Genomic DNA, 22,328 nt, shown 5'->3' with positions numbered 1-22,328 from the left:
AACGGCGCCACCCCGTCTCCCCGCACCCCTGCACGATCCGGGCGGGCCCGATATGGGCCCGCCCACACTGCTGTGTGCGCGGCGCCGTGACGTGCAATTCCACATCCCGCACCAGCGACCGGCGTTGCGGCTGCCAGGCGCATGAACACGTTCCGGGTAGCTGCGCTCCGCGTCAGTTTCCGGTCATGGCCTCCGCGGGCCGGTCGGGCGTCGCGTCGGAGTCGACGTCGTTGTCGTTTCCGTCGGCGAGCTTCTTCTCCGGGAGGAGGAAGGCGAGTACGAGTCCGAGGACGAACACGGGGACCAGGTAACGGAACACCGGTGTCAGCGCGTGCTGGTAGGAGAGGATCACCGCGTCCTGGACCTTGTCGGGAAGGGAGTGGACCAGAGCCGGGGTGAGCGAGTGGGTGTCGCCGACCGCACCGGCGGAGGCGCCACTGAGGCGGTCGCTCAACTGGTCGCTGAGGCGGTGGGTGAACACCGCGCCGACACCCGCCGTGCCGAGCGTGGCACCGATCTCGCGGAAGAAGTTGTTGGCGGAGGTCGCGGTGCCCACATCAGCGCCGGGGAAGTCGTTCTGCACGGCCAGGACCAGGGGTTGCATCACCAGGCCGAGACCGGCGCCCAGCAGGAACACGTAGACGCCGACCAGGACGAGCGAGGTCCCGGTGTCCAGGGTGGACATCAGCACCGCGGCGACACCCACGAAGACGGTGCCGACGACAGGGAAGATCTTGTACCGGCCGGTCGTGCTCATCAGCCGTCCGGACGGTATGGCGGTGGCCATGATGCCCACGACCATGGGGATGAGCAGCAGGCCGGACTCGGTGGCGCTGACACCGTAGACCATCTGCAGATACATCGGCAGGTAGCCGATGATCGCGAACATGCCGATGCCGATCACCAGCAGCCCGATCAGCGTGGCGATGTTGAAGATCCGGCTGCGGAACAGCCACAGCGGGATGATCGGCTCCGCGGCGCGGCGCTGAGAGAGGAAGAAGAGCACCCAGGCCAGGAGACCTCCGCCGGCCATGCCGAGGATGACCGGGTCGGACCAGGCGTAGTCCGTGCCGCCCCATTCGGCCACCAGCACGGTGCAGGTCACCGCTGTCGCCATGAGGGTGAAGCCGAGGTAGTCGAAGGCGACCGCGCCTGCCTTGCGCGGCAGACGCAGAGCGAACGCGCCGACGGCGAGGGCCAGGGCACCGACAGGCAGGTTGATCCAGAAGGCCCAGCGCCAGCCGATGCCGTCGGTGAACCAGCCGCCGAGCAGCGGTCCGGCGACGGAGGAGAGGCCGAAGACGGCACCGATCGGGGCCATGTACTTCGCGCGCTGCCGCGGCGGAACGAGGTCCGCGATGATCGCCTGCGAGGTGATCATCAGTCCGCCGCCGCCCAGCCCCTGTACGGCCCGGCTGATGATCAGCACGGTCATGTTCTGCGCCGCGCCCGCGATCACGGAGCCGGCGAGGAACACGGCGATGCCGCCGAGGAACAGGGCCTTGCGGCCGATGAGGTCGCCGAGGCGGCCGTAGACGGGCATGGCGATGGTGGCCGCCAGGATGTACGCGGTGGTCACCCACGCCAGGTGGTCCAGGCCGCGCAACTCGCCGACGATGGTGGGCAGCGCGGTACTGACGATCGTCTGGTCGAGGGAGGCGAGCAGCATCGCGGCCATGAGGGCGGCGAATATGAGGCCGAAGTGGCGCGGAGTGCCGGAGGAGTTCTGCTCCTCCGCCTCCAGGGCCGGGGTTGAGTCGCTCAACGACGCTCCTGACATCTGAGAGGTGTAGAGAAGAGCACGTCACACACCGGGACCGGGCTCGCGTAGGGCCGATCCAGCCGTCACGGGGTCAGCAGGGTGCGCAGGAGTTCTGCGGAGCGTTCGACGTACGGGACCGGGGAGTCGTCCGCCTCGCTCTGGGACTCCTCGCACGCCCAGCGCTCCAGGCCGGTGCGCATCGCGGTCAGGGCGAGGGCGGCGAGCAAGGTCGGCACCTCACCGTCGGGCCGTTGCTCGAGCCGCTGTGCGACCGCCTCGGCGATCGAGCGCTGGAAGCTGTCGAAGCGGGCCAGCATCGCGGCCAGCAGGGCGGGGTGGCTGCGCGTGAGCGCGAAGACGGCATGCATCTCCTGACGTTGCGGCGCGTTGTCGGCCAGATCCCGTACGAGCAGCTGAGTCAGGTCCGCGAGTACTTCCCTGGGGTGCGCGGCGCCGCGTGTGATGAACTGCGCGGCCAACCCCTCGGGCAGTTCGGTGGGGCCTGGCAGTACGGCCGCTTCCTTGTTCGGGAAGTAGTTGAAGAACGTGCGCGGCGAGACTCCGGCCTCCGCACTGATCATGTCGACGGTGATCTTGTCGAAGCCATGTTCCCGAGCCAGCCACAGTGCGGCCGCATGGATATCTCGTCGCGTCTGCCGACGGCGCCGGTCACGCAGACCATTGGTGGAAGCCATGCAGGAATTGTTGCACACTCTGCAAGTTCTACATGTTCTGCAAATTCCGCAGGGTCTGCAAGGAGCCGCATGCGTCGGCCGTCTTCGGTGCGGGCCGGGAACCACGGGACGCTCCGGCCCGAGCACACGCGGCGAGTCTCGGCACGGAGTTCAACGAAAGAGAGAAAGGTTCAACGAAACGCTGAAGTCAAGGGGACTTGGGAGGCCGAGTGGCATCGGCCGCTTGGCCCGTCTCAGCATCGCTGGAGATCTCGTTGAGGTAGTTGTAGATCGTGTAGCGGCTGACACCCAGCCGTTGCGCGATCACATCCACGGCCTCCCGGATGGCGAAGAAACCGCGCTGGTCCAGGTCGCGCACCACCTCCACCTTATGGCTCTTCTTCATCAGGTGGAGCGGGACACCCACGTCCTCGATGGCCTGACGGATGATGCCGTCGGCGAGGTCGTCCACCGTGGCGGGGAAGGTTTCCACGGGCGCTTCCGCGACCGACGCTCCCGCCGCGCCGTTGAAAGCGGTCAGCGCCTCCAGGACCTCCTTGGCCCGCTGGAGGTCATGAACGTCGGAGTTGACACACAGGCAGGCCACCGGAACGCCCGACGGGGTGCGGAAGAACATGCTCGAAGAGCGCAGCACCAGCCCCTCAGCGGTCTCCGTACGGTAGTTGATCATGTCTTCGGGCCGGTCCGAGCGGAACGTGCGCAGGCCGAGGTCGGTCGGAGGGCCACCGACCTCACGGCCGGTGATGGCACCGGCGATGGCGGCGATCGTGTTCGGCATGCGGGTGAGGTCGTGCAGAACCACTTCCGTGCGTGGCTGGAGCGCCCGCGCCAGGGCGGGGACGATCGGGGCCACGATCTCGACCACCCGTGCGGCGTAGGCGCGTTGGCTCAGCGTGAACGCCATCCCCCTGCCGGAACCGGCCTCCTCGGTCGGGCGCTTGCGGGTTGGACGCGGATTGGCTGCCATTCCACAAAGTGTGGCAGCGCCAGGTCTGCGGAGTCAATGCGGTAGATCCCCGGAGAACCCCGCCGCACAGGGCTTCCATCGCTGCGATTTCTGTGCAACTTTTTGTCGAGGACATCAACAGCAAGTTGACACTTCCATCGAGCTTGGCGCTGACAGACCAAGAAACGAGGTGCCCAGCATGTTCCCCGCATCCCCGCCGAGAGGAGGCCGGCCATGGTCGCGGCCTTCGTTCTGAGACGCCTGGGGGCCGGCATCCTGCTCCTGCTGACGCTGAGCTTCCTCGTGTTCTGCCTGCTTGCCCTCAGCCCGGGCACACCGCTCCAAGCGCTGCTGGGGACCAGGCCGGCATCACCCGAACTGGTCGACTCCCTCAACGCCCGCTACCACCTCAACGACCCTTTCCTGGTGCAGTACGGGCGCTGGCTCGCGGGCGTCTGCGCACTCGACTTCGGGCAGTCGATCTCCGTGCAGAGCGACGCCCCGGTCGGGCAGATCCTTTCCGAGCGGATGGCCCTGACCTTGCAGCTGGGGGGCTACGCCCTCGTTCTGATCCTGCTCGTCGGCATCCCGCTCGGCATGCTGGCCGGCATCAGGCGGGGGCGCCGCACGGACCGGGCCATCTCGGCGGGCGCGACCGTCGCCATCAGCGCACCGGCCTTCGTCCTCGCGATCGTCCTGCTCTACGTCTTCGGAGTCGCCCTGAAGTGGTTCCCGGTCTACGGGACCGGGACCGGCTTCGCCGAGCGCGTCTCGCACCTCACCCTGCCCGCTGTCGCCCTGGCTACCGTGCTGTCCGGCATTCTGGTCCGGCAGACCCGCGCCGCCATGCTCACGGCGATGTCCCAGGACTACATCACCTTCGCCAGGCTGCGCGGTCTCAGCCCCGGCCGGGTCCTCGTGCGCTACGCACTGCGCAATGCCGCACTGCCCGTCGTCACCAGCCTCGGCCTCATCCTCGTAGCGGCTCTGACCTCCACGCTCTTCATCGAGCAGGTGTTCTCGCTGCCCGGAATCGGCACGCTGCTGCTTGCGGCGGTGACGAACAACGACGTGCCGGTGGTGCAAGGAGCGGTGCTGGTGCTCGGCGCCTCAGTCATCTTGACCAACCTCGCCGTGGACCTCCTGGGACTGGCACTGGACCCGCGGACGCGGTTCGCCGTGAAGGACGGTGCGTGATGGCCGAACTGACCGCTGTCGCCCAGACCGTGGAAGAACCCGAGCAGATCGAAGGGCGCCGACGGAAGCGACCGCCCGTTCTGATCCTCCTGGCCGGGTCGGTCGCCGCGGCGATCGCCGTTCTGGTGGTGATCGGTCCATGGACCACTCCGTTCGACCCGGCCCACCAGGATCTGATGAACACCGCGGCCGGCCCGGGAGGCGGCCACCCCCTGGGCACCGACAGCCTGGGCCGGGACGTACTGTCCCTCCTCCTCGCCGGAGCCCGCATCGCGGTCATCGGTCCGGTCATCGTCGCGGCGGGCGCCGTCCTCTTCGGTGCGACGCTCGGCATGGCCGCGGCATGGAAGGGCGGATTCGTCGACTCCCTCATCAGCCGAGTCGCCGACCTCATGTACGCACTGCCCGGACTGCTCGTCATCGTGGTCATCGTCGGCGTGCTCGGCGGAGGTTACTGGCTCGCCGTCGCGGTGCTCCTGCTGCTGTCCCTGCCGACCGCGTTCCGCATGACGCGCAGCGTGGCGGCCGCCCAGGTACGCCTGCCCTACATCGAGGCGGCACGGACGCTGGGGCTGTCCGTCCCGCGCATCGTCTTCCGCCACATCCTTCCCAACATCTTCCCCACGCTCCTCGCCACCTTCCTGCTGGACTTCGTCGGAGCGCTCATCGGTCTGTCAGGACTGTCCTTCCTGGGGCTCGGCGCTCCGCCCGGAACACCCGACTGGGGGTCCCTCCTCCAGGACGGCCAGAGCATGCTCACCGTCAACCCGTGGGTCTCCCTCGCCCCCGGCCTGCTGATCCTGCTGACCGCCACCAGCATCACCCTCCTGGGAGACTGGATGTACGACCGCTACTCCGCCCGAGGAGCACAGCGGTGACGGGCATACAGCGGCAGTCGGCCGCGCCCCTGCTGTCCGTGCGCGACCTGCGGGTGAAGACCCGGCAGGGCCGGATCCTGCTCAATGGCACGAGCTTCGACCTCAGGGCCGGAGAAGTACTCGGCATCGTCGGGGAATCGGGCAGCGGCAAGACGATGACGGCTCGCGCACTGGCCCGTGCCCTGGCCGACGGTGTCTCGGCGGAGGGTGAAGTCGTCTTCGACGGCACTTCGTTGCTCGATGTCAGTGAGCGCGAACTGCGTCCCCTGCGCGGTTCCCGCATCGCGATGGTGCTGCAGGATCCCTTCACGGCTCTCAATCCGCTGCAGACCGTTCGCGAGCACCTGCGCGAGTCGCTGGGGCCGGCCGTCCGCAGGAACAAGGCCGAAGCCCGCAGCGAGGTCGAGCGGCGGCTGGCCGAGGTCGGTCTCGCGGCGGAGGTCGCCGACCGTTATCCGTTCCAGCTGTCCGGCGGCATGCGTCAGAGGGTGGCCATCGCCACGGCGCTCGCCCAGGACCCCACGTTCCTCATCGCGGACGAGCCGACCACGGCCCTGGACGCCACCACTCAGGCACAGGTCCTCGAACTCCTGCGCAAGCTGCAACGCGACCGCGGCATGGCACTGATCCTCATCACCCACGACCTCCGCGTCGCGTTCTCGGTCTGTGACCGGATCATGGTCATGTACGCGGGAACCGTTCTGGAGCACGCGCCGACCGAGCAGCTGGCGCGCCGGCCCCGTCATCCGTACTCGCTCGGTCTGATGCTGGCGGAACCCCCCGTCAACCGCTATCAGGAACGCCTCGTCTCGGTTCCCGGAAACGTGCCGCCGGCCCACTCCGTCACACAGACCTGCGCGTTCGCGGACCGATGCCAGTGGCGCCGTGACGCGTGCATCTCGGGCCCGCCACCCCTGGCCGAGGTGAGTCCGCCGGGCGCTGTCGTCGAGCACCACTCGGCGTGTGTCCGCGCCGCGGACCTGAGCGACGAGATGGACGCCGCGATACGTTCCCGGTCCACCACCGCGGACGAGCCACCCGTACGCGGTCTCGGCGCACCACTGCTGCAGGTCAGGGCATTGAGCAAGACCTTCCGAACGGCCTCTCTGACCGGCCGGCGCAAGGAGAACGTCGCACTCGCGGACGTCACGTTCGAGATAGCCGAGGGCGAGTCGCTCGGCCTGCTGGGGGAGACCGGATCGGGCAAGACGACGACGGCCCGGTGCGTCCTGGGTCTGTCCACCCCCACGTCCGGTGCCATCGAACTCGACGGGTTCGACATCAGTGACTACCGGCGTCTCTCCCGCGAGCAGCGCGCACGGGTACGCCGCCTTGTCCAGGTCGTCTTCCAGGACCCCTACGCGTCGCTGAATCCGTCGATGACGATCGAGACGGCTCTGGGGGAGGCCATCACGGCCGGTGGAGCGGGCGTTCACGGCGCACCCGGGACTGTTGCCGAGCTGCTGGACCTCGTCGGTCTGCCACAGATCCACGCTCGACGCCACCCCAGTGCCCTGTCCGGCGGTGAGCGACAGCGCGTCGCGATCGCCCGGGCGCTGGCGGTACGGCCCAAACTGCTCATCTGCGACGAGCCGGTGGCCGCGCTCGACGTCTCCGTCCAGGCCCAAATCCTCGAACTGCTCCGTGACATCCGTACCCGCTACGGCACCAGCATGCTCTTCATCACCCACGACCTGTCGGTCGTCCGCCAGATGACCGACCGGACCCTGGTGCTCAAGGACGGCACGATCGTCGAAGCGGGCGACACAGCTCAGCTCCTGGACGCTCCGCAGCACCCCTACACCAGGAGCCTGGTCGCCTCCGTGCCCGGCCCCCGAGCCGCCACGGCCGACACCACTTCGAAAGACGTCTCGCGGGAGCCCTCCCGCAAAGCCTGACGCGCTCCCGCCCAGTCGTTGCCCCTCCCCTGCCCCCAGGAAGGAACTCCCTCCTCATGCTCAACAGACGATCACGACGCACGGCGCCCACCGTCCTGGGCGGTCTGCTTCTGATGAGCCTCACGGCCACCGCGTGCGCCGGAACCGACACCACCGACAACGGTGCCGCGGCAAAGCTGACCGACGACGACATACCCGCGTTCACGTTCGCGCTTCCCTCGCAGCCTCCCGGCTACGACAAGGCGACGAGCACCCAGCCGGTAGTCACCGGCAGCTTCATGTCCCTGGTCACGGAGCCGCTCGAGCGCGTCGCACCGAACGGCTCCTACACCCCGGCCCTCGCCGAGAAGGTCGTCCAGCCCGATCCCAGGACCATCGTGTACAAGCTCCGCTCGGGGGTGAAGTTCTCCGACGGCGAGCCGCTCACCGCCGAGGACGTCGCCTGGAGCCTGACGCACACGGCGACCCCGCCCGCGCAGACCTCGGCGAGCGTTCGTGGCTTCTCCAGCGCGAAGGTGACCGGCAATCTCGAGGTGACAGTGAAGCTCAGCGCCGCGGTACCCACGGCCAGGGCCGGGCTGGCAGGTGCGACGCTCGTCCAGGAGAAGAAGTTCGCCGCGGCTCACGCCTCGAAGCTGGGCACCAGTGCGGCGATTCCCGTCGGCACGGGTCCTTACGAGGTCACCTCGGCCAATGCCTCCGGCGTCACGCTCACCCGCAGGGACGGCTACTGGGGCAGCAGGCCCAAGGTCAAGAAGCTCAACCTCAAGGTGATCACCGACGACAACAGCGCCCAACTGGCCATGCGCTCGGGCGACGTCGACATGCGCGTGCTGACCAATGTCAAGTCGGCCCCCCAGTGGCGCGCCGTGCCGGGCACCCACGTCTACTCCGCGGCCTCCGACACGGTCAACTTCCTCGCGATGGACGTGACCAAGGCTCCCTTCGACGACGTGCACGTACGCAGGGCGGTCGCCTACGCGACGGACATCCCGGGCCTGGTGAAGGCCGCATGGGGAGGTGAGGCGACCCCCCTCAAGGGCTTCCTGCCGGCCAAGAACCTCGCGGGGGTGGCCGACGGCAACGAGGCGGCGCAGAAGTTCCTCGACTCCCTGCCCAGTCACGCCATCGACCTGAAGAAGGCCAAGGCGGAACTGGCCAAGTCGGGTCACGCCGACGGGTTCAGCACCACGATCGCGTACATCGACACCGTGCCGGCGACCAAGGTGCTGGCACTGTCGCTCCAACAGAACCTCAAGACCCTGGGCATCGACGTCACCGTCAAGTCCGTCACCCTCAACGCCTGGTCCGCCAAGTTCTACGAGCACAAGCTGACCGGCATCTCCCTGGCCTTCGGTTTCACCACCTCAGGCACTGATCCGGCTTCTCTGCTCGGCTCCGCGGTGGGCAAGGAGAACATCGGCCCCCAGAAGGTCAACATCGCCAACTTCACCACCCCCGAGGTCGAGAAGGCGCTCCCCGTGGTGAACACGGCGGGTACCGACGCCACCCGTTGGGACGCCACGCAGACACTGCTGACCCAGATCGCCGACCAGGTTCCCTACGTACCGCTCGCCGCGCAGGACTTCCTCATGGCGGTCGGCAAGGGGTTCGCCTCATCCACCGGAAAGGTCACCGTCGACGACTACTTCGACGGCCGGTGGGCGCTGAACCTCCGGGCCACCCAGGCCGAGTGAGGACCAGCTGATGACGCTGTCCGCGGACTCCCACCGCCGGTTCGTGCAGGAAGCGTTTCCGGACAAGCCCTCCTGTGCCTACCTCGACACGGCGTCCATAGGCCTGGTGCCCGAAGCGGTGCGAACCGCCGTCGGCGCATGCTATGAAGCGCTCGGCGCGGGAGTCCGCGGAATGGCACGCACCCGCTCCGCCGTCGAGCGGACCAGGGAACTGCTGTCCTCGGAGTTCAACTGCGCACCCCAGGACATCACCTTCGCCTCCTCCACCGGCGAGGCCGTCAACGCCGTCGCCCGCGCCATCACGTGGCGGGACGACGACGAGGTGCTGGTCCTCGCGGACGAGTTCCCCACCGCGCTCCTCCCCTGGAGCAGGCTTCCGGGAGTCCGCCTGGTCACGGTGCGGCCGGGGCCGGACGACGACCGCCTCGGCGCCCTCCTCACGGCGATCAGCCCGCGCACCCGGCTCGTGGCGGTCTCCCACGTCAACTCCGTGACGGGCACCCTGATCGACCTCACAGCGCTCGGTCCAGCCTGTGCCCGGGCCGGCGCTCTGCTGCTGTGCGACGCCGCCCAGTCCGCGGGGGTCGTCCCCGTCGACGCGAACGACGTGGATTTCCTCGTGGCCACCGGCTACAAGTGGATGCTGGCCGGGTTCGGCATCGCCTTCGTCATCACCAAACCGGCGGTTCGGGAACACCTCTCCCCCACGCTCCTGGGACACGGCAACATCCCGCCCTCCCACGAGCTGGCCGTAGGTACCCCGAACCTGAGTGGCATCCACGCCCTTGGCGCCGCCGCGCAACTACGTCACGCCATAGGCCTCGAGAGCATCTCCAGCAGGGCACGCGACCTCGCCGACCGCATCCGGGCCGAGGCCGCAGACCTGGGTCACGCCCTCGCGTCCCACGACGGCCAGGGAACGATCGTCAGTCTCAGACTGTCCGCCGACTCGGCCGACGAGCTCGTCGCACGGCTCGGGCACGGCGGCGTCGTCACCGCGCAGCGCGGCGGCAACCTGCGCATCTCACCCCACTTCTACACGCTGGACAGCGAGGTCGACGCGTTGCTCGGCGCTCTGTCCAGCACTTCTCCCACGGCGACCTGAAAGGGACGACAGTGTCCAAGCGGATCATCCAGAACGGTTCCTCGCTCGGCCCCTACTCGCAGGCGGTCATCGTCGGCAACCACTGCTACGTGGCCGGTACCGGCGGTTTTCTCCCCGGCACAGCCCAGCTGGTGGAAGGAGGCAAGGAAGCAGAGATCCGGCAGACCATGAAGAACCTCGAAGCCGTCATCGGTGAGGCCGGGTACAGCATGTCGGACATCGTCAGCGTCACCGCCTACCTGCGTGACGTCTCCGACTGGCCCACGTTCAACGAGATCTACTCCACCTGCTTCGAGCCGGAATCCGCCCCTGCCCGAGCCGTGGTGGGCGTGGCCGAGCTGCCCGCCGGAGCCAACGTCGAGGTCACCTGCGTCGCCGTCCGTGAGGACACCGCCTGATGCCGGCTGCCGGCCACACCGAACGGTTCACCTACTTCGGGGCGGGAGAGCGGTGCGGCGAACTCGTCGTGACACACCACCCCGACGGCGAACTCCGCACCGACTTCGCCGTGTCCAACAACGGCCGCGGGGCCAAACTGCACGAACGGATCTCCGTCGGCGGCGAAGGGCAGCTGCCACACCAGTGGACGGTGGAGGGTACCTCCCTGATGGGTGGTCAGGTACAGGAACGCTTCGCCACCGACGGCCTCACCCAGAGGTGGTCGAGCCAGGCCGAGACCGGCGAGCACTCCGGCACACCCAGGCTGTACCTTCCGGCGGACTCAAGCCCCTACAGCACCTGGATAGCAAGCCGGGCGGCGCTGGCCGCGGGCGGTTCGGTGGAGGCGCTGCCCCACGGCCATGTGCGGGCTGATCTGCTGCACAGCACGCAGCTCGACGGTCCTGAGGGGCCCGTGCCCGTCGATGTCCATGTCGTCAGGGGCATCGCCCTGACGCCGGAATACGTCATCACCGACGCCGAAGGCGAACTGATCGCCTGTCTCGCCATGGGCAGCGACCTGGTCCGTGCCCCCTTCGAGCAGCAGTACCCCGCGCTGGCGAAGCTGGAAGGCACTCTCACGCGTGCCTACCTGCACCAGGTGCAAGAGCGGATCCGCCACCGGTTCGACGCGCCGGTCCGCATCCGCGCCGTCCGCGTCTTCGACCCTGACCGCCTGACCCTCACCGAACCCATGTCGGTCACCATGTTCCGCGGACGGATCACCGGCATGGCACCGGACGAGGAGAGCGTGGCGGTCGCCGGGGAAGTCGTCATCGACGGCGCGGGGGGCACCCTTGTGGCCGGGCTGCACGACATGCACGCCCATGTGCGGCCGATCGACGGCCTGTTCTATCTCGCAGCAGGTGTCACGACCGTCCGTGACATGGGCAACGCCAACGAGGCACTGCTGTCGTTGACCGCCAGTTGGGACGCGGGCACCATCGCCGGACCCACCGTCGTGCCCTCGGGGTTCATCGAGGGCCGCAGCCCGCACTCCGCACTGTTCGGGTTCATCCCCGAGACCCTCGATGAGGCCCTGGACGCGGTCCGCTGGTACGCCGCACGCGGCTACCACCAGATCAAGATCTACAACTCCATGAATCCCGACTGGGTGCCGACGCTGACAGCGGAGGCACACCGCCTGGGTCTGCGGGCCGTGGGTCACATCCCGGCCTTCACCACTCCCGACCGGATGATCGAGGCGGGCTATGACGAGATCACACACGTCAACCAGCTCATGCTGGGCTGGCTCCTGGACGAGGGAGAGGACACCCGCACACCGCTCAGGCTCACCGCCATGACCCGCGCCAAGGACCTCGACCTGGACTGTGACGCGGTCCGGCACACCCTGAAACTGATGCGGGAGAGGAACATCGGCCTCGACACCACGGCCGTCATCGTCGAACGGCTCATGCTCAGCCGCGCCCGGACGGTCCTGTCGGCCGACGCTCCCTTCCTGAGCCACATGCCCGCCGGTTACCAGCGTCAGCGCAAGCGCACCTACGTCCCCTTCACCAGCGAGGACGACCTGAGCGCGTACGACGCCTCCTTCCCCGTGGTCCTCAAGGTGCTGAAGCTCCTGCACGATCACGGCATCGCCCTGTGGCCCGGAACCGACGACTCCACCGGCTTCACCGTCCACCGCGAGCTCGAACTCTTTGTGGAGGCCGGGCTCACGGCCGCGGAAGTGCTGCGCATCGCCACCCGCGACTGTGCCGATCACCTCGGCCTGGGACACAACCACGGCCGCGTCGAACCCGGCAGGAACGCCTCCTTCGTGCTGCTGGACGGCGACCCCCTTGAGGACATCAGCGTGGTCCGCGACGTCCGCATGGTCGTCAAGAACGGGGACGTCTACTACCCGCACGAGATCTACACGGAACTCGGGATCAGGCCCTTCAGTACGCCGCCGACCGTCATTCAGGGGGACGGCGCATGACCGCTCCCTGTCTCCACCCCCAACTCGTCAAGAATCTGCAGGTCCTGTACCAGGACCTGCACCAGAATCCCGAACTGCCCTTGCAGGAACACCGCACCGCCGAGCGCGTGGCCCTAAGGCTGCGCATGCTGGACTACGAAGTCACCGAGCATGTGGGCGGGACAGGCGTCGTGGGCATACTCCGGCGCGGCGAGGGCCCCGTCGTGATGCTGAGATCAGAACTCGACGCCCTCCCCCTGTTGGAGAAGACCGGGCTGCCCTACGCCTCCACCGTGCGGGCGACAGGGCTCGACGGGCTGGAAACGGCGGTGATGCACGCCTGCGGCCACGACATGCACATCACGTGCCTGATCGGCGCGGCGACCCTGCTCGCCCAAGCCACCGACGCCTGGTCAGGCACCCTGATGCTGGTGTTCCAGCCGGCAGAGGAACTCGCCTGCGGCGCACAGAACATGGTGGACGACGGCCTCTTCGACCGCTTCCCCACACCGGACGTCGTGCTCGGACAACATGTCATTCCCGCCCCGGCCGGAACCATCGGCTACGGGTCCGGCGCCATCATGGCGGCCATGGACGCGGCGCAAGTCGTCCTGCACGGCCGTGGCGGACATGGATCCCGCCCGGAGACCACGGTCGACCCCGTTCTGATGGCGGCGCACATCGTCACCCGGCTGCAGGGCGTGGTCTCGCGCGAGATCGCCGCTTCCGAGACCGCGGTGGTGACGGTCGGACGGCTCGCCGCAGGAACCAAGGACAACATCATCCCGGACACCGCCGAGCTGGGAATCAGCGTCCGGAGCTTCTCCACCAGCACGCGAACGACCATACGCCGGGCCATCGAACGCATCATCCGCAGTGAAGCCGACGCCAGCGCGGCACCCCGGCCCCCGGAGGTGACGTGGAACATCGCGGCACCGGTGACCGAGAACGACCCCGATGCCACCGCCCTCACGATCGCGTCTCTCACGTCGCACTTCGGTGAGCAGTGCATCACCGTGATGCCTCCCGTCACGGGCAGCGAGGACGTCGGTGTCTTCGGCGCTGCCTGCAAGGCTCCCACCGTCTTCTGGTTCCTCGGCGGACTCGACCCGGCCGACTTCGCCGCCGCCGTCGAGGAAGGCAGACAGGACAGTCTGCCGACCAACCACTCCCCGCACTTCGCGCCCGTAGTCGAGCCCACCCTGCACACCGGCATTCAAGCGCTCGTCGTAGCCGCGACGGCGTGGCTCGGTGCGCCGGACGAAAGGTGATCCCCATGAGCCGTCCCACCCTCCGGGTGACTCTCACACCGTGCCTGGCCGGGAACGAGGCATCCGGCGTGCGGGTCACCTACATACTCGGCGGACTCCGGCTCGCAGCCGGCCAGGCCCTGTGCAGGCTCCCCGAAGTCCTCTTCGGGGTGGAGGCGGCCAAGGTCGCCTCCGACGGCATCCGCGCCACCGACGACCTCGGGGTCATTCCGCTCACGCACACCATGGACGACCCCACGCCCTCCTTCACCTACCGGCGCTGGACCGTGCAGAGGGACACCCGAGGCGATGTGACGGTGGACTACGTCGCGCCCGTACGCATCGTCGATGCCACCACCGCCAACGGCCCTCTCTTCGACCTGCGCGCCGAGGGCGCGGGCATCAGCGGCGCCGGCATCAGCTTCCTCGCCCTGCCCGAACTGGAGGCGACCTTCGACACCGAGGTGCGCTGGGACCTCAAGGAACTCCCCTCAGAAGCCCGCGGGGTCAGCAGCCACGGTGAGGGAACCGTACGCCGCACCACCACCCTGGAATCCGTCACCTACACCTTCTTCATGGCCGGTGTCCTGCATTCCCACCCGCCGGAGCCGCACCCGACCTTCGGCATGTTCTGGCTCTCCCCGCCGACGTTCGACGCAGCCCTGATCGGCCGACAGAGCCAGATCCTGTACGAGGAGATGTGCCGGTTCTTCCGCGAACCGGCCCCCGGCTTCCGCGTGTTCGTCCGGAAGCATCCGTACCGCGGCCTCGGCGGAAGCCTCCTTCCCGGCTCACGCGGCTACATGTTCGGATGGAGCGACTCCGAGACACACACGATCGAGGAGCTCACGCGACTGCTTGCCCACGAAACGGTCCACAACTGGCCGCTGTTGGACGGATGGGAAGATCCCAGTCGGGTGAGTTGGTACAACGAGGGAGTCGCCGAGTACTACTCGCTCTTCCTCCCGCACCGAGCCGGCCTGATCAGCGATGAGGCCTTCCTCGACTCACTCAACCAGCGAGCCCGGGGCTACTACGGGAACCCGCTGCAGACCCTCACCTCGGCAGAAGCCGCCGAGCTCTACTGGAAGGACTGGCGCGCCCAGAGGGTGCCGTACGGCCGCGGGCTGTTCCACCTGATCGACATGGACCACCGCATTCGGCAAGCCACGCACGGGAAGCGGAGCCTCGACGACGTGGTTCTGGCTCTTCTGGAACGTGAGCGCGCGGGCCAGAAGGCCACCCTCGACGACTGGCTGGAGCTCATGGGCGAGGAACTGGGGGATGCCGCTCGAACAGCACACGAGGCCATGATGTCCGGGCAGTGGATCTTCCCTGACCTCGAATGCCTGAGGCCGCAGTTCCAGGCCGGCGAGGTCAAGATCCACCAGCTGGACGTCGGCTTCGACTACACCAGCTTCAAGGCCGGCATCGTGTCCGGCATCGTCGACGGCGGTCCTGCGGCGAAGGCCGGCGTACGCGAAGGCGACACCATCGTGCACGCCCCGCCGCCGGAGAGGATCAACGCAGGGAGGTTGACGGACATATCCCTCACCCTCCGGAGGGGAAGCGACCTCGTCGACGTCACGTACGAGCCGCTGGGCAAGCAAGTGAAGGGCATGGTCTGGCAGAAGGGGGCTCTCAGCTGAGGTTTTGAATACACAGGTTGGTGAGGGAACGCTGGAGCGCTGATGCGGACGGTCCGGCCGCCGGACCGGGCGGGAGCCCGCGCGTCGCCGTGCGGGCTCCCGGCCGGCTACGCCCCTTCCAAAGAGCGCCAGAAGGAGCAGTGGTGTTCAGCCTCGTAGTCGGGCATGACCGAGACGTTGCCCGGGCTCAGCTGCACGATGCCGTTCCCGCCGCCCCGGTACTTCGGCCAGACGGCCTCGCCGTGGCGGTTGGGGCTGCCCTGCCTGGCGAAGTTCGCCCAGTACCGCATGATCTTGTCGGACAACGCCCTCTGCGACTGGGTGAACGGTGCTGCCTGCTGGGCGAAGCCGTCCTGGAACACGTAGGCGAGGTCCGCGCTGTGCGCCGAGCCCATCTGGAAGCCCTTGGGCGCCGGGGGATCTGTAAGCGGTGGCGCGTTCGGGTCGTACAACTCGTAGAAGTAGGTGTCGGTGTGCGCAGCGAAGACGTCCGCTGCGGCCAGCTGACCGCAGCCGCCCAAACCGCCGGGTGTGCCGCTGTCGGTCAGGACCGCGGCCGTGGCGTAGGCGGGGTCGGTGTAGTCGGCGGCCGGGTATTCCTCGAGGATCTTGTCTGCCTGGTCCCCGAAGAAGGAGCGGATCACTTCCTGGTACGCCTCTTCGGTCTGCGGGAACGACTGGCCGATGAAGTGCAGCATCGCCCGTGCCTCGTCCCGGGTGGTGCCCATCAGGACCGGCACCTTGTTCCATCGGCCCGACTTGACAGCTTCCAGCGGCTCGGTCGGCAGAGCGTTTCCGCCGACCACGGGGCTCCAGGATTCAGTCAGCGGTGCCTTCTCCATCGCTTCGATCAGTTCGGCGACGGATTTGTGCCGCATGCAGGCCAGTTGGGCCTTGGCATCGCTGTCGGGGCAGCCGGCCTCCTTGACGATCGCCTTCATGCCGGCCTCGTACGATGCCTTCGACGCGGTGGGGCATGTGCCCCCACTCTGCATGATGGCCGCGCTGAACAGTCCCTTGGCGGCCGGTGCGGCCAGCATGTTGCAGACGGAGAAGGCGCCGGCCGACTGGCCGTCGATCGTGACGCGCCGCGGGTCACCGCCGAACGCCGCGATGTTCTTGTTGACCCAGCGCAGCGCGGCCAGTTGGTCGAGGAACCCGTAGTTCCCGGAGTTCCCCTGTTCGTCGTCGAGGGACTCCAGGGCCAGGAAGCCGAACGCGTTGACCCGGTAGTTGATGCTCACCACGATCGCGTCGTTCTTCGCGGCGAGTGCACTGCCGTCGTACAGCCGGCCCGCTCCGGAACCGTAACCGCCGCCGTGGATCCAGAAGAGCACCGGCAGCCGTTTCCCGGCGACGTGGGCGGGCCGGTAGACGCTGAGGTACAAGCAGTCCTCGGCCGCACTCGACTCTCCGGGGAGCAGCCCGCCGGCAGGCTGGGCGCAGGCCGGGGCATCGGTGGTCGCCTTACGGACGCCCTGCCACGAGGCCGGGGCGGCCGGCGGCCGCCAGCGGCGCTCCCCCGTGGGCGGTGCGGCGTACGGGATACCGAGGAACTTGTCCGCCTCGGCGACGGCGACTCCACGGACCCAGCCGTCGTGGGTCTTGACCAGGGTGGGAGCACTGTGCCGAGGCAACGCGGACACCATCGACGGCGTGACGAACGCGACCAGAGCGACCAGGCAGGCGACGAGACCCATCACACTGAGCCGACTGCTTCTTGAGCGGAAACGTGTAGACAACACATGCACCTCCTGCGGTGGGCGGCAGGCCCACCCTCGGGATGAGAGGGACTTCCGAAGATCCAGAGCCAGGGTCAGGATCAGTGAGCTGCGACTTGGGACTTCTGTGAGGGCGTCCCGTACCCGTCGCGCGGGTCGTCGTCGAACTCCCTTGCCGGAGATCGCCGCGTGCGGCGGCTCGTCCTCGCGGCTCCGGCGGTAGCCGTCCAGGAAGCCGAAGGCGGCCTCGAAGGGGGCCAGGGCCAGATCCGGACGCTGTTCTTCATCACGCCGCGTCCCCCGCTCCCAGCGCTAGGAGGAGCCGCTCGCGGGTGTGGCCGCCGCCGGGCACCGGCATGTAGGAGATCCGCAGCCGGATCGAGACGGCGACGTCGTGCTCGCCGGGCGTGAGGGGTTCGTCGGTCTCGAAGGCCAGGACCGCGCGTTCGCCCATCTCCCAGCGGTCGTCGGTGACATGGGGCAGCTCGTCGAAGGTGTAGGTCGTCCCGTGCACGGTGAGGGTGGTGTGTTCCCGGGGCACGGGCCGGTCGTCGAGGACGAGGTCGACGGCCTCGACCATGGACAGGAACAGCCCCCGGTAATAGGGCATCCTGACGTCGAGTTCACCGCCCGGGCGGCCGTCGCGGCGGGTGCGGAAGCCGGCCTCGCAGATGATGTACTTCTCGAACACGCTGTTTCTCCCTGCGGTGCGGTGGGCGGCGGTCAGGCGGTCTCGCCCAGCAGGCGGGCGAGCATGGACTGCTGCCGGCGCACCTGCTCGACGCTGTCGACGTCAAAGGCATCCTGGATGTGGCGGTTGCCCTCGTACTCGCTGGAGAGGCAGCCGGCGAAGCCGCCCTCGATGAGGACCGGGACGATCTCCTCGTAGGGGATGCTGTACTCGCCGCCGTCGTCGGTCATCTCGTAGAACTTCGCCTGCACGTGGCCGATGAAGGGCATGTGCGCGAGCATCTCCTCGGGGTCGGTCCAGATGTAGTGGGTCGCCTGCCGGGCCAGGGCGAACTCGACCGGTCCGCCGCCGCGGTAGTTGACGATGTCCATCAGCGCGTGGGTGTCGCCCCGGTCGTCGTAGGTGCGCACGATGTAGTCGACGAGCTCCGGCCGTGCCCCGTCGCGCAGCGCGCGGTCGCTCACCACACGCGGAAACCGGCGCACGTGGATGCCCATGTCGGGCATCAGGCCGAGGACGTGCGATCCGACCCGCTCCATGACCTCCAGGTGCTCGACGATCCACGGGTGCCGGTAGTGGAACGGGGCGTGGACTTCGAGGAGCAGCCGGACACCGTGCTCCTCGGCGTAGGGGGCGACGGCTTCCATGACCTCGGGCGAGAAGTTGATCGTGGCCTTCACGATCGGGGCTCCGAGCCGGACGGCGATGTCGATGTCGCGTCGGACGGAGGCCGTCTGCTCGTCGAGGGTGAGCCGGCGGTCGGGGTGCAGCTTGGTGTCGAGGAAGGCGTTGGTGGCGACCGGAGTAGTCCCGTGGACGCGCATCCAGTTGTGCCAGCGTGTGACGAACTCGTCCGTGAGCAGGGGGTATCCCGGAATGGACTGCTCGGGGATGATCTCGATGCCAAGGGCTCCCATGTCCGCCGCGGCGGCGACACAGTCCTCGACGGACATGGTGCGCAGGAAGTACTCCTCCTGGAAGGAGTAGAGGCTGACCCCGCGGCTTATGGCGTGCTGGCTGCCGGAGGTCTGCGTCGGGGGTGTCATGGAGGCCTCTCCTTCGTGTGTTCCGCAGGTAGTCTGCAACCCACGAGGAATGAATTCAACATTCTGGTTATGGTTGCAGCCGATGCACTCCTGCAGCACAGGAGATGCTCGATACATCGCCGCATCGACCGGGACCTCCCGAGGCGGCGCTCTCTTTGACTCAGGCCCGGGTCAGCCGCGCCGCCCGGTCGATGTCGGCACGCATCCCCTCGTGACGCCCGTCCAGGTCCCAGAACGCCATCGCCACGGCCTGGGCTGCGAGGAGCAGCAGCGGGAGCCCGTAGAACATCATGCGGATCGCGGTGGCCGCGTCTGCGCTCTCCTCGCCGGGGCGATATCCGGCCATGGCGAGTCCGTACGCGACCGCCGCCGAGCCGATGGCCGAACCGACCTTGGTCGCGAAGCTGATACCCGACGACAGCAGCCCCTCGAACCGCGTGCCGAACCGCCACTGCTGGTATTCCACCGTGTCCGCGACCATCGTGAACATCGACACCATCGACACCGCGATCGCGAGCGTGGCGATGACGTAGAAGGTCAGAAACACCGGGAAGGCACCCTCGGCCGGGTACATCGCGGCCCAGGCGACGAAGCCCACCGCCAGCGCCTGCAGGTTGCCTCGGCGCTTGCCGAAGCGACGGTAGTACGGAGCCGCGAGCAGGCCACCGACGATCATCGTGCCGGACACCAGCGGCAGCAGCACGGAGATCGCCCAGGGAGCGCGCAGGACCGTCAGCGCGAAGTACACGGTCACTCCGAGCATCAGGGACAGCCGTACGAAGTTGAGCACCCCGTAGACGAAGACCACTTTCCACGGCCGGTTTTCCCACAGCGCCCTCAGGGCGGCCGGCAAGCCGATGCTCTTGGACTCGGCCGGCAGGGCGTACCGCTCCTTGCAGCTCAGGAAGGTGAAGGCGAAGAAGCCGACACTCAGGACACTGAAGATCGCGGTCGCCAGGGTCCAGCCCCGCTGCTCACTACCGGCCCCGAGCCAGGCCACGAAGGGCGTCGTGGTCGCCGTCACGATGATGGATCCGACGGAGCTGCCGATCGCCCGCAGACCCCCCATCTGCATCCGCTCGTCCGAGTCCCGCGTCATCATCGGCAGCAGGGCGCTGTAGGGGACGTTGACCATGGAGAACAGCAGCCCCAAGGTCAGATAGGTGACGAAGGCGTAGACGAGCTTCCCGCTGTCACCGACATCCGGGACCATGAAGGTCAGCACACCGACGACGCCGAAGGGTAGGGAGGCGAAGACCAGATAGGGCCGGGCCTTGCCCCAGCGCGACTTCGTACGGTCCACAAGGACGCCGATGGCCGGATCGATCACGGCGTCGAGCAGCCGGGCAACGAGGAACAGGGTGCCCAGAGCCGCGACGGGTATCCGGGCGACGTCGGTGTAGTAGTAGAGGAGGAAGCCTCCGACGAGGTTCCACGAGAGATTCGAGGCCAGATCGCCGGCCCCGTAGCCGAACTTCTCCCGCCATCCGAGTCGCGGCGCCGCCTCCGCGTTCGGTCGCGACTCGATCAAAGTGCCGGTTATCCCCAAGGCGCCTCGCTCCTTCGCGTACACGGCACCGCATCGCGGCACCTGTGAGGGACAGGGCACACCATGAGGCGCGCGACGCACAAGACGAAATAAATTCAGAATTCGTATTCTCGTTATTCGTCCTGTGGATACCTCGCGGACAGCACGCTGCCGACAGCACACGGACTCCCCCGGAGCACGATGCTTGCGGGTGACGCCGGTGCCAGGCGGGTCAGTTCTTCGCGTCCGCCCCCGGCCACGTCAGAAAGGCGATGCACATCAGGCCGAGGTCCTCGGTAATGGCTGCCAACTCATGGTCTTCGGCCGCGTCCTGGGACACATCGAGGGCAAGTGTGCGCGCGAGAGCGGCATACGCCACCTGGAAACACGACACGACCGCGTGTTCGGGGTCGGGGTGAGCGATCTCGTCACGGTGCCCCAGCAGTAGCTCACTGAACCGACCGACGAGGTCCATGTAGGAAACCTTGCCCGCTCGCGCCACCAAGGGGTCGCTCACCGCCCGCTGCTGGAAGGCGCCCAGCACACGAGCGTTGCGGAGCAGCATCGTGGCGAGTCCGCTGATCAGCTCACCGACGACCTGAACCAGGTCCTTGCCCTCATAGCGTTCAGGGTCGGTGAGCCGGGCATGCTCGCCGGCCATCGTCTCCAGGAAGCGCTCCTGCGCCGCTCGCAGGAGGTCGTCCTTGCCGTCGACACGGACGTAGATCGACCCGGTGGAGACACCGGACCGACGGCTCACCTCCGTGAGGGCGAAGCCCGCGTATCCACGCTCGGCCAGCAGCTCCAACGACGAGTCGAGGACTCGGTCGAAGGACTTCTGACTGCGCTCCTGCTTGGGAGCGCGGGCCACAGGCTGAGTCGAGCGTCGGGCTGAAGAGGTCACGCCATCATCCTAGAGGCAGCGGACAACCGGGCGGCGGCCGTCGTCGGGGCGCCAGGCCACCCGGACGGTGAACACGAACGAAGGGAGTCAGACAAGACTCAGGGCCGTGCCCGAAGGGCTGACGCCGGCGGCGAAGTCGACGACCTGGCGACCCAGTACGGCCAGTGACTGTGCGGCAGCGGCATCCACGCAGGTGCCGTCGGGGGCGAACAGTCTCGCGCCGTTGCCCGTGTTGAGCGTGACGCCGAGGGGCGTGGGCCAACCGCGCATCGCGTGGACCACCGAACGAAGAGCCGCCAGCGTGGTCCCGCACGCCTGCCATCCGGCGGCGGTCACGACAAGCCCCACCGCACGTCCGTGGAAGTACGCGCGCTGGTCGTCCCTCAGGTCCTCGAGCAGGTCCAGGGCGTTCTTGACCAGTCCTGAGATTCCGCCGTGGTACCCGGGAGAGCCGATGATGAGGCCGTCCGCCCGGCGCACTGCGTCGACGAACTCCCGCTGAGCGTCGGTCCGTGCGGGGTCCTCGGGGGCGAACAGGGGCAGTCCACCCAGAAACGCGCCGCCGAAGTGCAGCACGTCGGCTCCACATGCCTCCGCTTCCCGCAACCCCGCGCGTACCGCCAGTTCACTGCTGGAGCCCGGCCGGGTCGTGCCGCCTATACCGACGATCAGTTGTCCGCTCAACCTGGCGGGGTGATGCTTCATCGCTCCTCCTGGAGTGTGGTGCGAGCAGCCGGCGCGACGGGTCCCCGGCGATCGGCTCCATGCCGGTCGCCCTCATGCAGCTCCTGGAGATCGACCGTAAACATAATCAGAATCGCGATACTGATTTTAGCCCGACCCCTGCCACTCGTCAACGCCCGCCGCCACGCAACCCGCGAGCGCGGCCCAACTCGTCACGCAAGGGGCCACTGGGAGCGACGCGGCCATTGCCGGAACATGTTTCCCATTGTAAGAATCAGAACTATGATTCGGATACGTATCCTCCCCTCTCCCCCGCAC

The 22,328-nt window shown here is 67.9% G+C and carries 18 protein-coding genes; 9 read left to right on the top strand and 9 right to left on the bottom strand.

Features of this window, described 5'->3' with window-relative positions; genetic code table 11:
- Positions 1–172: 172 nt before the first annotated feature.
- From FNH08_RS00165 to FNH08_RS00155, 3 genes are all read right to left on the bottom strand, one after another.
- Complete coding sequence (locus tag FNH08_RS00165) at positions 173–1,765, bottom strand: MDR family MFS transporter (protein WP_228033760.1); 1,593 nt, start codon at positions 1,763–1,765, stop codon at positions 173–175.
- Between the two features lie 80 nt (positions 1,766–1,845).
- Complete coding sequence (locus FNH08_RS00160) at positions 1,846–2,457, bottom strand: TetR family transcriptional regulator (protein ID WP_152769143.1); 612 nt, start codon at positions 2,455–2,457, stop codon at positions 1,846–1,848.
- Between the two features lie 187 nt (positions 2,458–2,644).
- The gene (locus FNH08_RS00155) at positions 2,645–3,424 is read right to left on the bottom strand and encodes a helix-turn-helix transcriptional regulator (protein ID WP_152769142.1); all 780 of its coding nucleotides are present in this window, start codon (positions 3,422–3,424) and stop codon (positions 2,645–2,647) included.
- Between the two features lie 213 nt (positions 3,425–3,637).
- Here FNH08_RS00155 and FNH08_RS00150 point away from each other — a divergent pair, with 213 nt between their 5' ends.
- From FNH08_RS00150 to FNH08_RS00115, 9 genes are read left to right on the top strand one after another with little or no spacing between them, the layout of a single operon-like run.
- Complete coding sequence (locus FNH08_RS00150; protein WP_152769141.1) at positions 3,638–4,600, top strand: ABC transporter permease; 963 nt, start codon at positions 3,638–3,640, stop codon at positions 4,598–4,600.
- Entirely contained in the window at positions 4,600–5,478 is an 879-nt protein-coding gene (locus tag FNH08_RS51385; RefSeq protein WP_228033759.1) for an ABC transporter permease, read from the top strand. The genes FNH08_RS00150 and FNH08_RS51385 overlap by 1 nt, the downstream gene beginning before the upstream one ends.
- Positions 5,475–7,376 (top strand): ABC transporter ATP-binding protein, encoded by a 1,902-nt coding sequence (locus FNH08_RS00145; protein WP_322723358.1) that lies wholly within the window; start codon positions 5,475–5,477, stop codon positions 7,374–7,376. Before FNH08_RS51385 ends, FNH08_RS00145 begins: the two co-directional genes overlap by 4 nt.
- A gap of 56 nt (positions 7,377–7,432) precedes the next feature.
- A complete protein-coding gene (locus FNH08_RS00140; protein ID WP_152769139.1) occupies positions 7,433–9,073 on the top strand; it encodes an ABC transporter substrate-binding protein in 1,641 nt (546 codons plus the stop codon).
- 10 nt (positions 9,074–9,083) lie between these two features.
- A complete protein-coding gene (locus FNH08_RS00135) occupies positions 9,084–10,178 on the top strand; it encodes an aminotransferase class V-fold PLP-dependent enzyme (protein WP_152769138.1) in 1,095 nt (364 codons plus the stop codon).
- 11 nt (positions 10,179–10,189) lie between these two features.
- Complete coding sequence (locus FNH08_RS00130) at positions 10,190–10,576, top strand: RidA family protein (RefSeq protein WP_194238298.1); 387 nt, start codon at positions 10,190–10,192, stop codon at positions 10,574–10,576.
- A complete protein-coding gene (locus FNH08_RS00125) occupies positions 10,576–12,558 on the top strand; it encodes an amidohydrolase family protein (RefSeq protein ID WP_152769137.1) in 1,983 nt (660 codons plus the stop codon). Before FNH08_RS00130 ends, FNH08_RS00125 begins: the two co-directional genes overlap by 1 nt.
- Positions 12,555–13,808, top strand: coding sequence for an amidohydrolase (locus tag FNH08_RS00120; RefSeq protein WP_152769136.1), 1,254 nt, complete (start codon positions 12,555–12,557; stop codon positions 13,806–13,808). The genes FNH08_RS00125 and FNH08_RS00120 overlap by 4 nt, the downstream gene beginning before the upstream one ends.
- Positions 13,809–13,813: 5 nt before the next feature.
- Positions 13,814–15,436: a M61 family metallopeptidase gene (locus tag FNH08_RS00115; RefSeq protein ID WP_152769135.1), complete on the top strand. Its 1,623-nt coding sequence runs from the start codon at positions 13,814–13,816 to the stop codon at positions 15,434–15,436.
- 107 nt (positions 15,437–15,543) lie between these two features.
- Here FNH08_RS00115 and FNH08_RS00110 read toward each other — a convergent pair whose 3' ends face one another.
- The 6 genes from FNH08_RS00110 to FNH08_RS00085 all read right to left on the bottom strand — a co-directional run bounded on the left by FNH08_RS00110 (position 15,544) and on the right by FNH08_RS00085 (position 22,031).
- Positions 15,544–17,136: a carboxylesterase/lipase family protein gene (locus FNH08_RS00110; RefSeq protein WP_152769134.1), complete on the bottom strand. Its 1,593-nt coding sequence runs from the start codon at positions 17,134–17,136 to the stop codon at positions 15,544–15,546.
- Between the two features lie 307 nt (positions 17,137–17,443).
- On the bottom strand, positions 17,444–17,848 hold the full coding sequence (locus FNH08_RS00105) for a C-glycoside deglycosidase beta subunit domain-containing protein (protein ID WP_322723354.1): 405 nt from the start codon (positions 17,846–17,848) through the stop codon (positions 17,444–17,446).
- Positions 17,849–17,880: 32 nt separating this feature from the next.
- Positions 17,881–18,894 (bottom strand): sugar phosphate isomerase/epimerase family protein, encoded by a 1,014-nt coding sequence (locus tag FNH08_RS00100; RefSeq protein ID WP_152769132.1) that lies wholly within the window; start codon positions 18,892–18,894, stop codon positions 17,881–17,883.
- Between the two features lie 160 nt (positions 18,895–19,054).
- Positions 19,055–20,425, bottom strand: a complete 1,371-nt coding sequence (locus FNH08_RS00095; protein WP_194238297.1) for an MFS transporter — start codon at positions 20,423–20,425, stop codon at positions 19,055–19,057.
- A gap of 229 nt (positions 20,426–20,654) precedes the next feature.
- Positions 20,655–21,326, bottom strand: a complete 672-nt coding sequence (locus FNH08_RS00090) for a TetR/AcrR family transcriptional regulator (RefSeq protein WP_152769130.1) — start codon at positions 21,324–21,326, stop codon at positions 20,655–20,657.
- An 87-nt stretch (positions 21,327–21,413) separates the two neighbouring features.
- Positions 21,414–22,031 carry an NADPH-dependent FMN reductase gene (locus FNH08_RS00085; protein ID WP_152769129.1) on the bottom strand — a complete coding sequence of 206 codons (618 nt, stop codon included), beginning with the start codon at positions 22,029–22,031 and terminating at the stop codon, positions 21,414–21,416.
- Positions 22,032–22,328 lie beyond the last annotated feature (297 nt).

This window comes from Streptomyces spongiae, from assembly GCF_009377185.1.
Classification (GTDB): Bacteria; Actinomycetota; Actinomycetes; order Streptomycetales; family Streptomycetaceae; genus Streptomyces; species Streptomyces spongiae.
The sequence above is the reverse complement of the archived record's forward strand: the minus strand, read 5'-3'. Positions and strand labels throughout refer to the sequence as shown.

Bases quoted from the DNA above. Each gene is read 5' to 3' on its own strand.
- FNH08_RS00120 (WP_152769136.1), top strand. From the start codon at position 12,555: ATGACCGCTCCCTGTCTCCACCCCCAACTCGTCAAGAATCTGCAGGTC.
- FNH08_RS00150 (WP_152769141.1), top strand. From the start codon at position 3,638: ATGGTCGCGGCCTTCGTTCTGAGACGCCTGGGGGCCGGCATCCTGCTC.
- FNH08_RS00115 (WP_152769135.1), top strand. From the start codon at position 13,814: ATGAGCCGTCCCACCCTCCGGGTGACTCTCACACCGTGCCTGGCCGGG.
- FNH08_RS00140 (WP_152769139.1), top strand. From the start codon at position 7,433: ATGCTCAACAGACGATCACGACGCACGGCGCCCACCGTCCTGGGCGGT.
- FNH08_RS00155 (WP_152769142.1), bottom strand. From the start codon at position 3,424: ATGGCAGCCAATCCGCGTCCAACCCGCAAGCGCCCGACCGAGGAGGCC.
- FNH08_RS00100 (WP_152769132.1), bottom strand. From the start codon at position 18,894: ATGACACCCCCGACGCAGACCTCCGGCAGCCAGCACGCCATAAGCCGC.
- FNH08_RS00085 (WP_152769129.1), bottom strand. From the start codon at position 22,031: ATGAAGCATCACCCCGCCAGGTTGAGCGGACAACTGATCGTCGGTATA.
- FNH08_RS00110 (WP_152769134.1), bottom strand. From the start codon at position 17,136: ATGGGTCTCGTCGCCTGCCTGGTCGCTCTGGTCGCGTTCGTCACGCCG.
- FNH08_RS00160 (WP_152769143.1), bottom strand. From the start codon at position 2,457: ATGGCTTCCACCAATGGTCTGCGTGACCGGCGCCGTCGGCAGACGCGA.
- FNH08_RS00135 (WP_152769138.1), top strand. From the start codon at position 9,084: ATGACGCTGTCCGCGGACTCCCACCGCCGGTTCGTGCAGGAAGCGTTT.
- FNH08_RS51385 (WP_228033759.1), top strand. From the start codon at position 4,600: ATGGCCGAACTGACCGCTGTCGCCCAGACCGTGGAAGAACCCGAGCAG.
- FNH08_RS00125 (WP_152769137.1), top strand. From the start codon at position 10,576: ATGCCGGCTGCCGGCCACACCGAACGGTTCACCTACTTCGGGGCGGGA.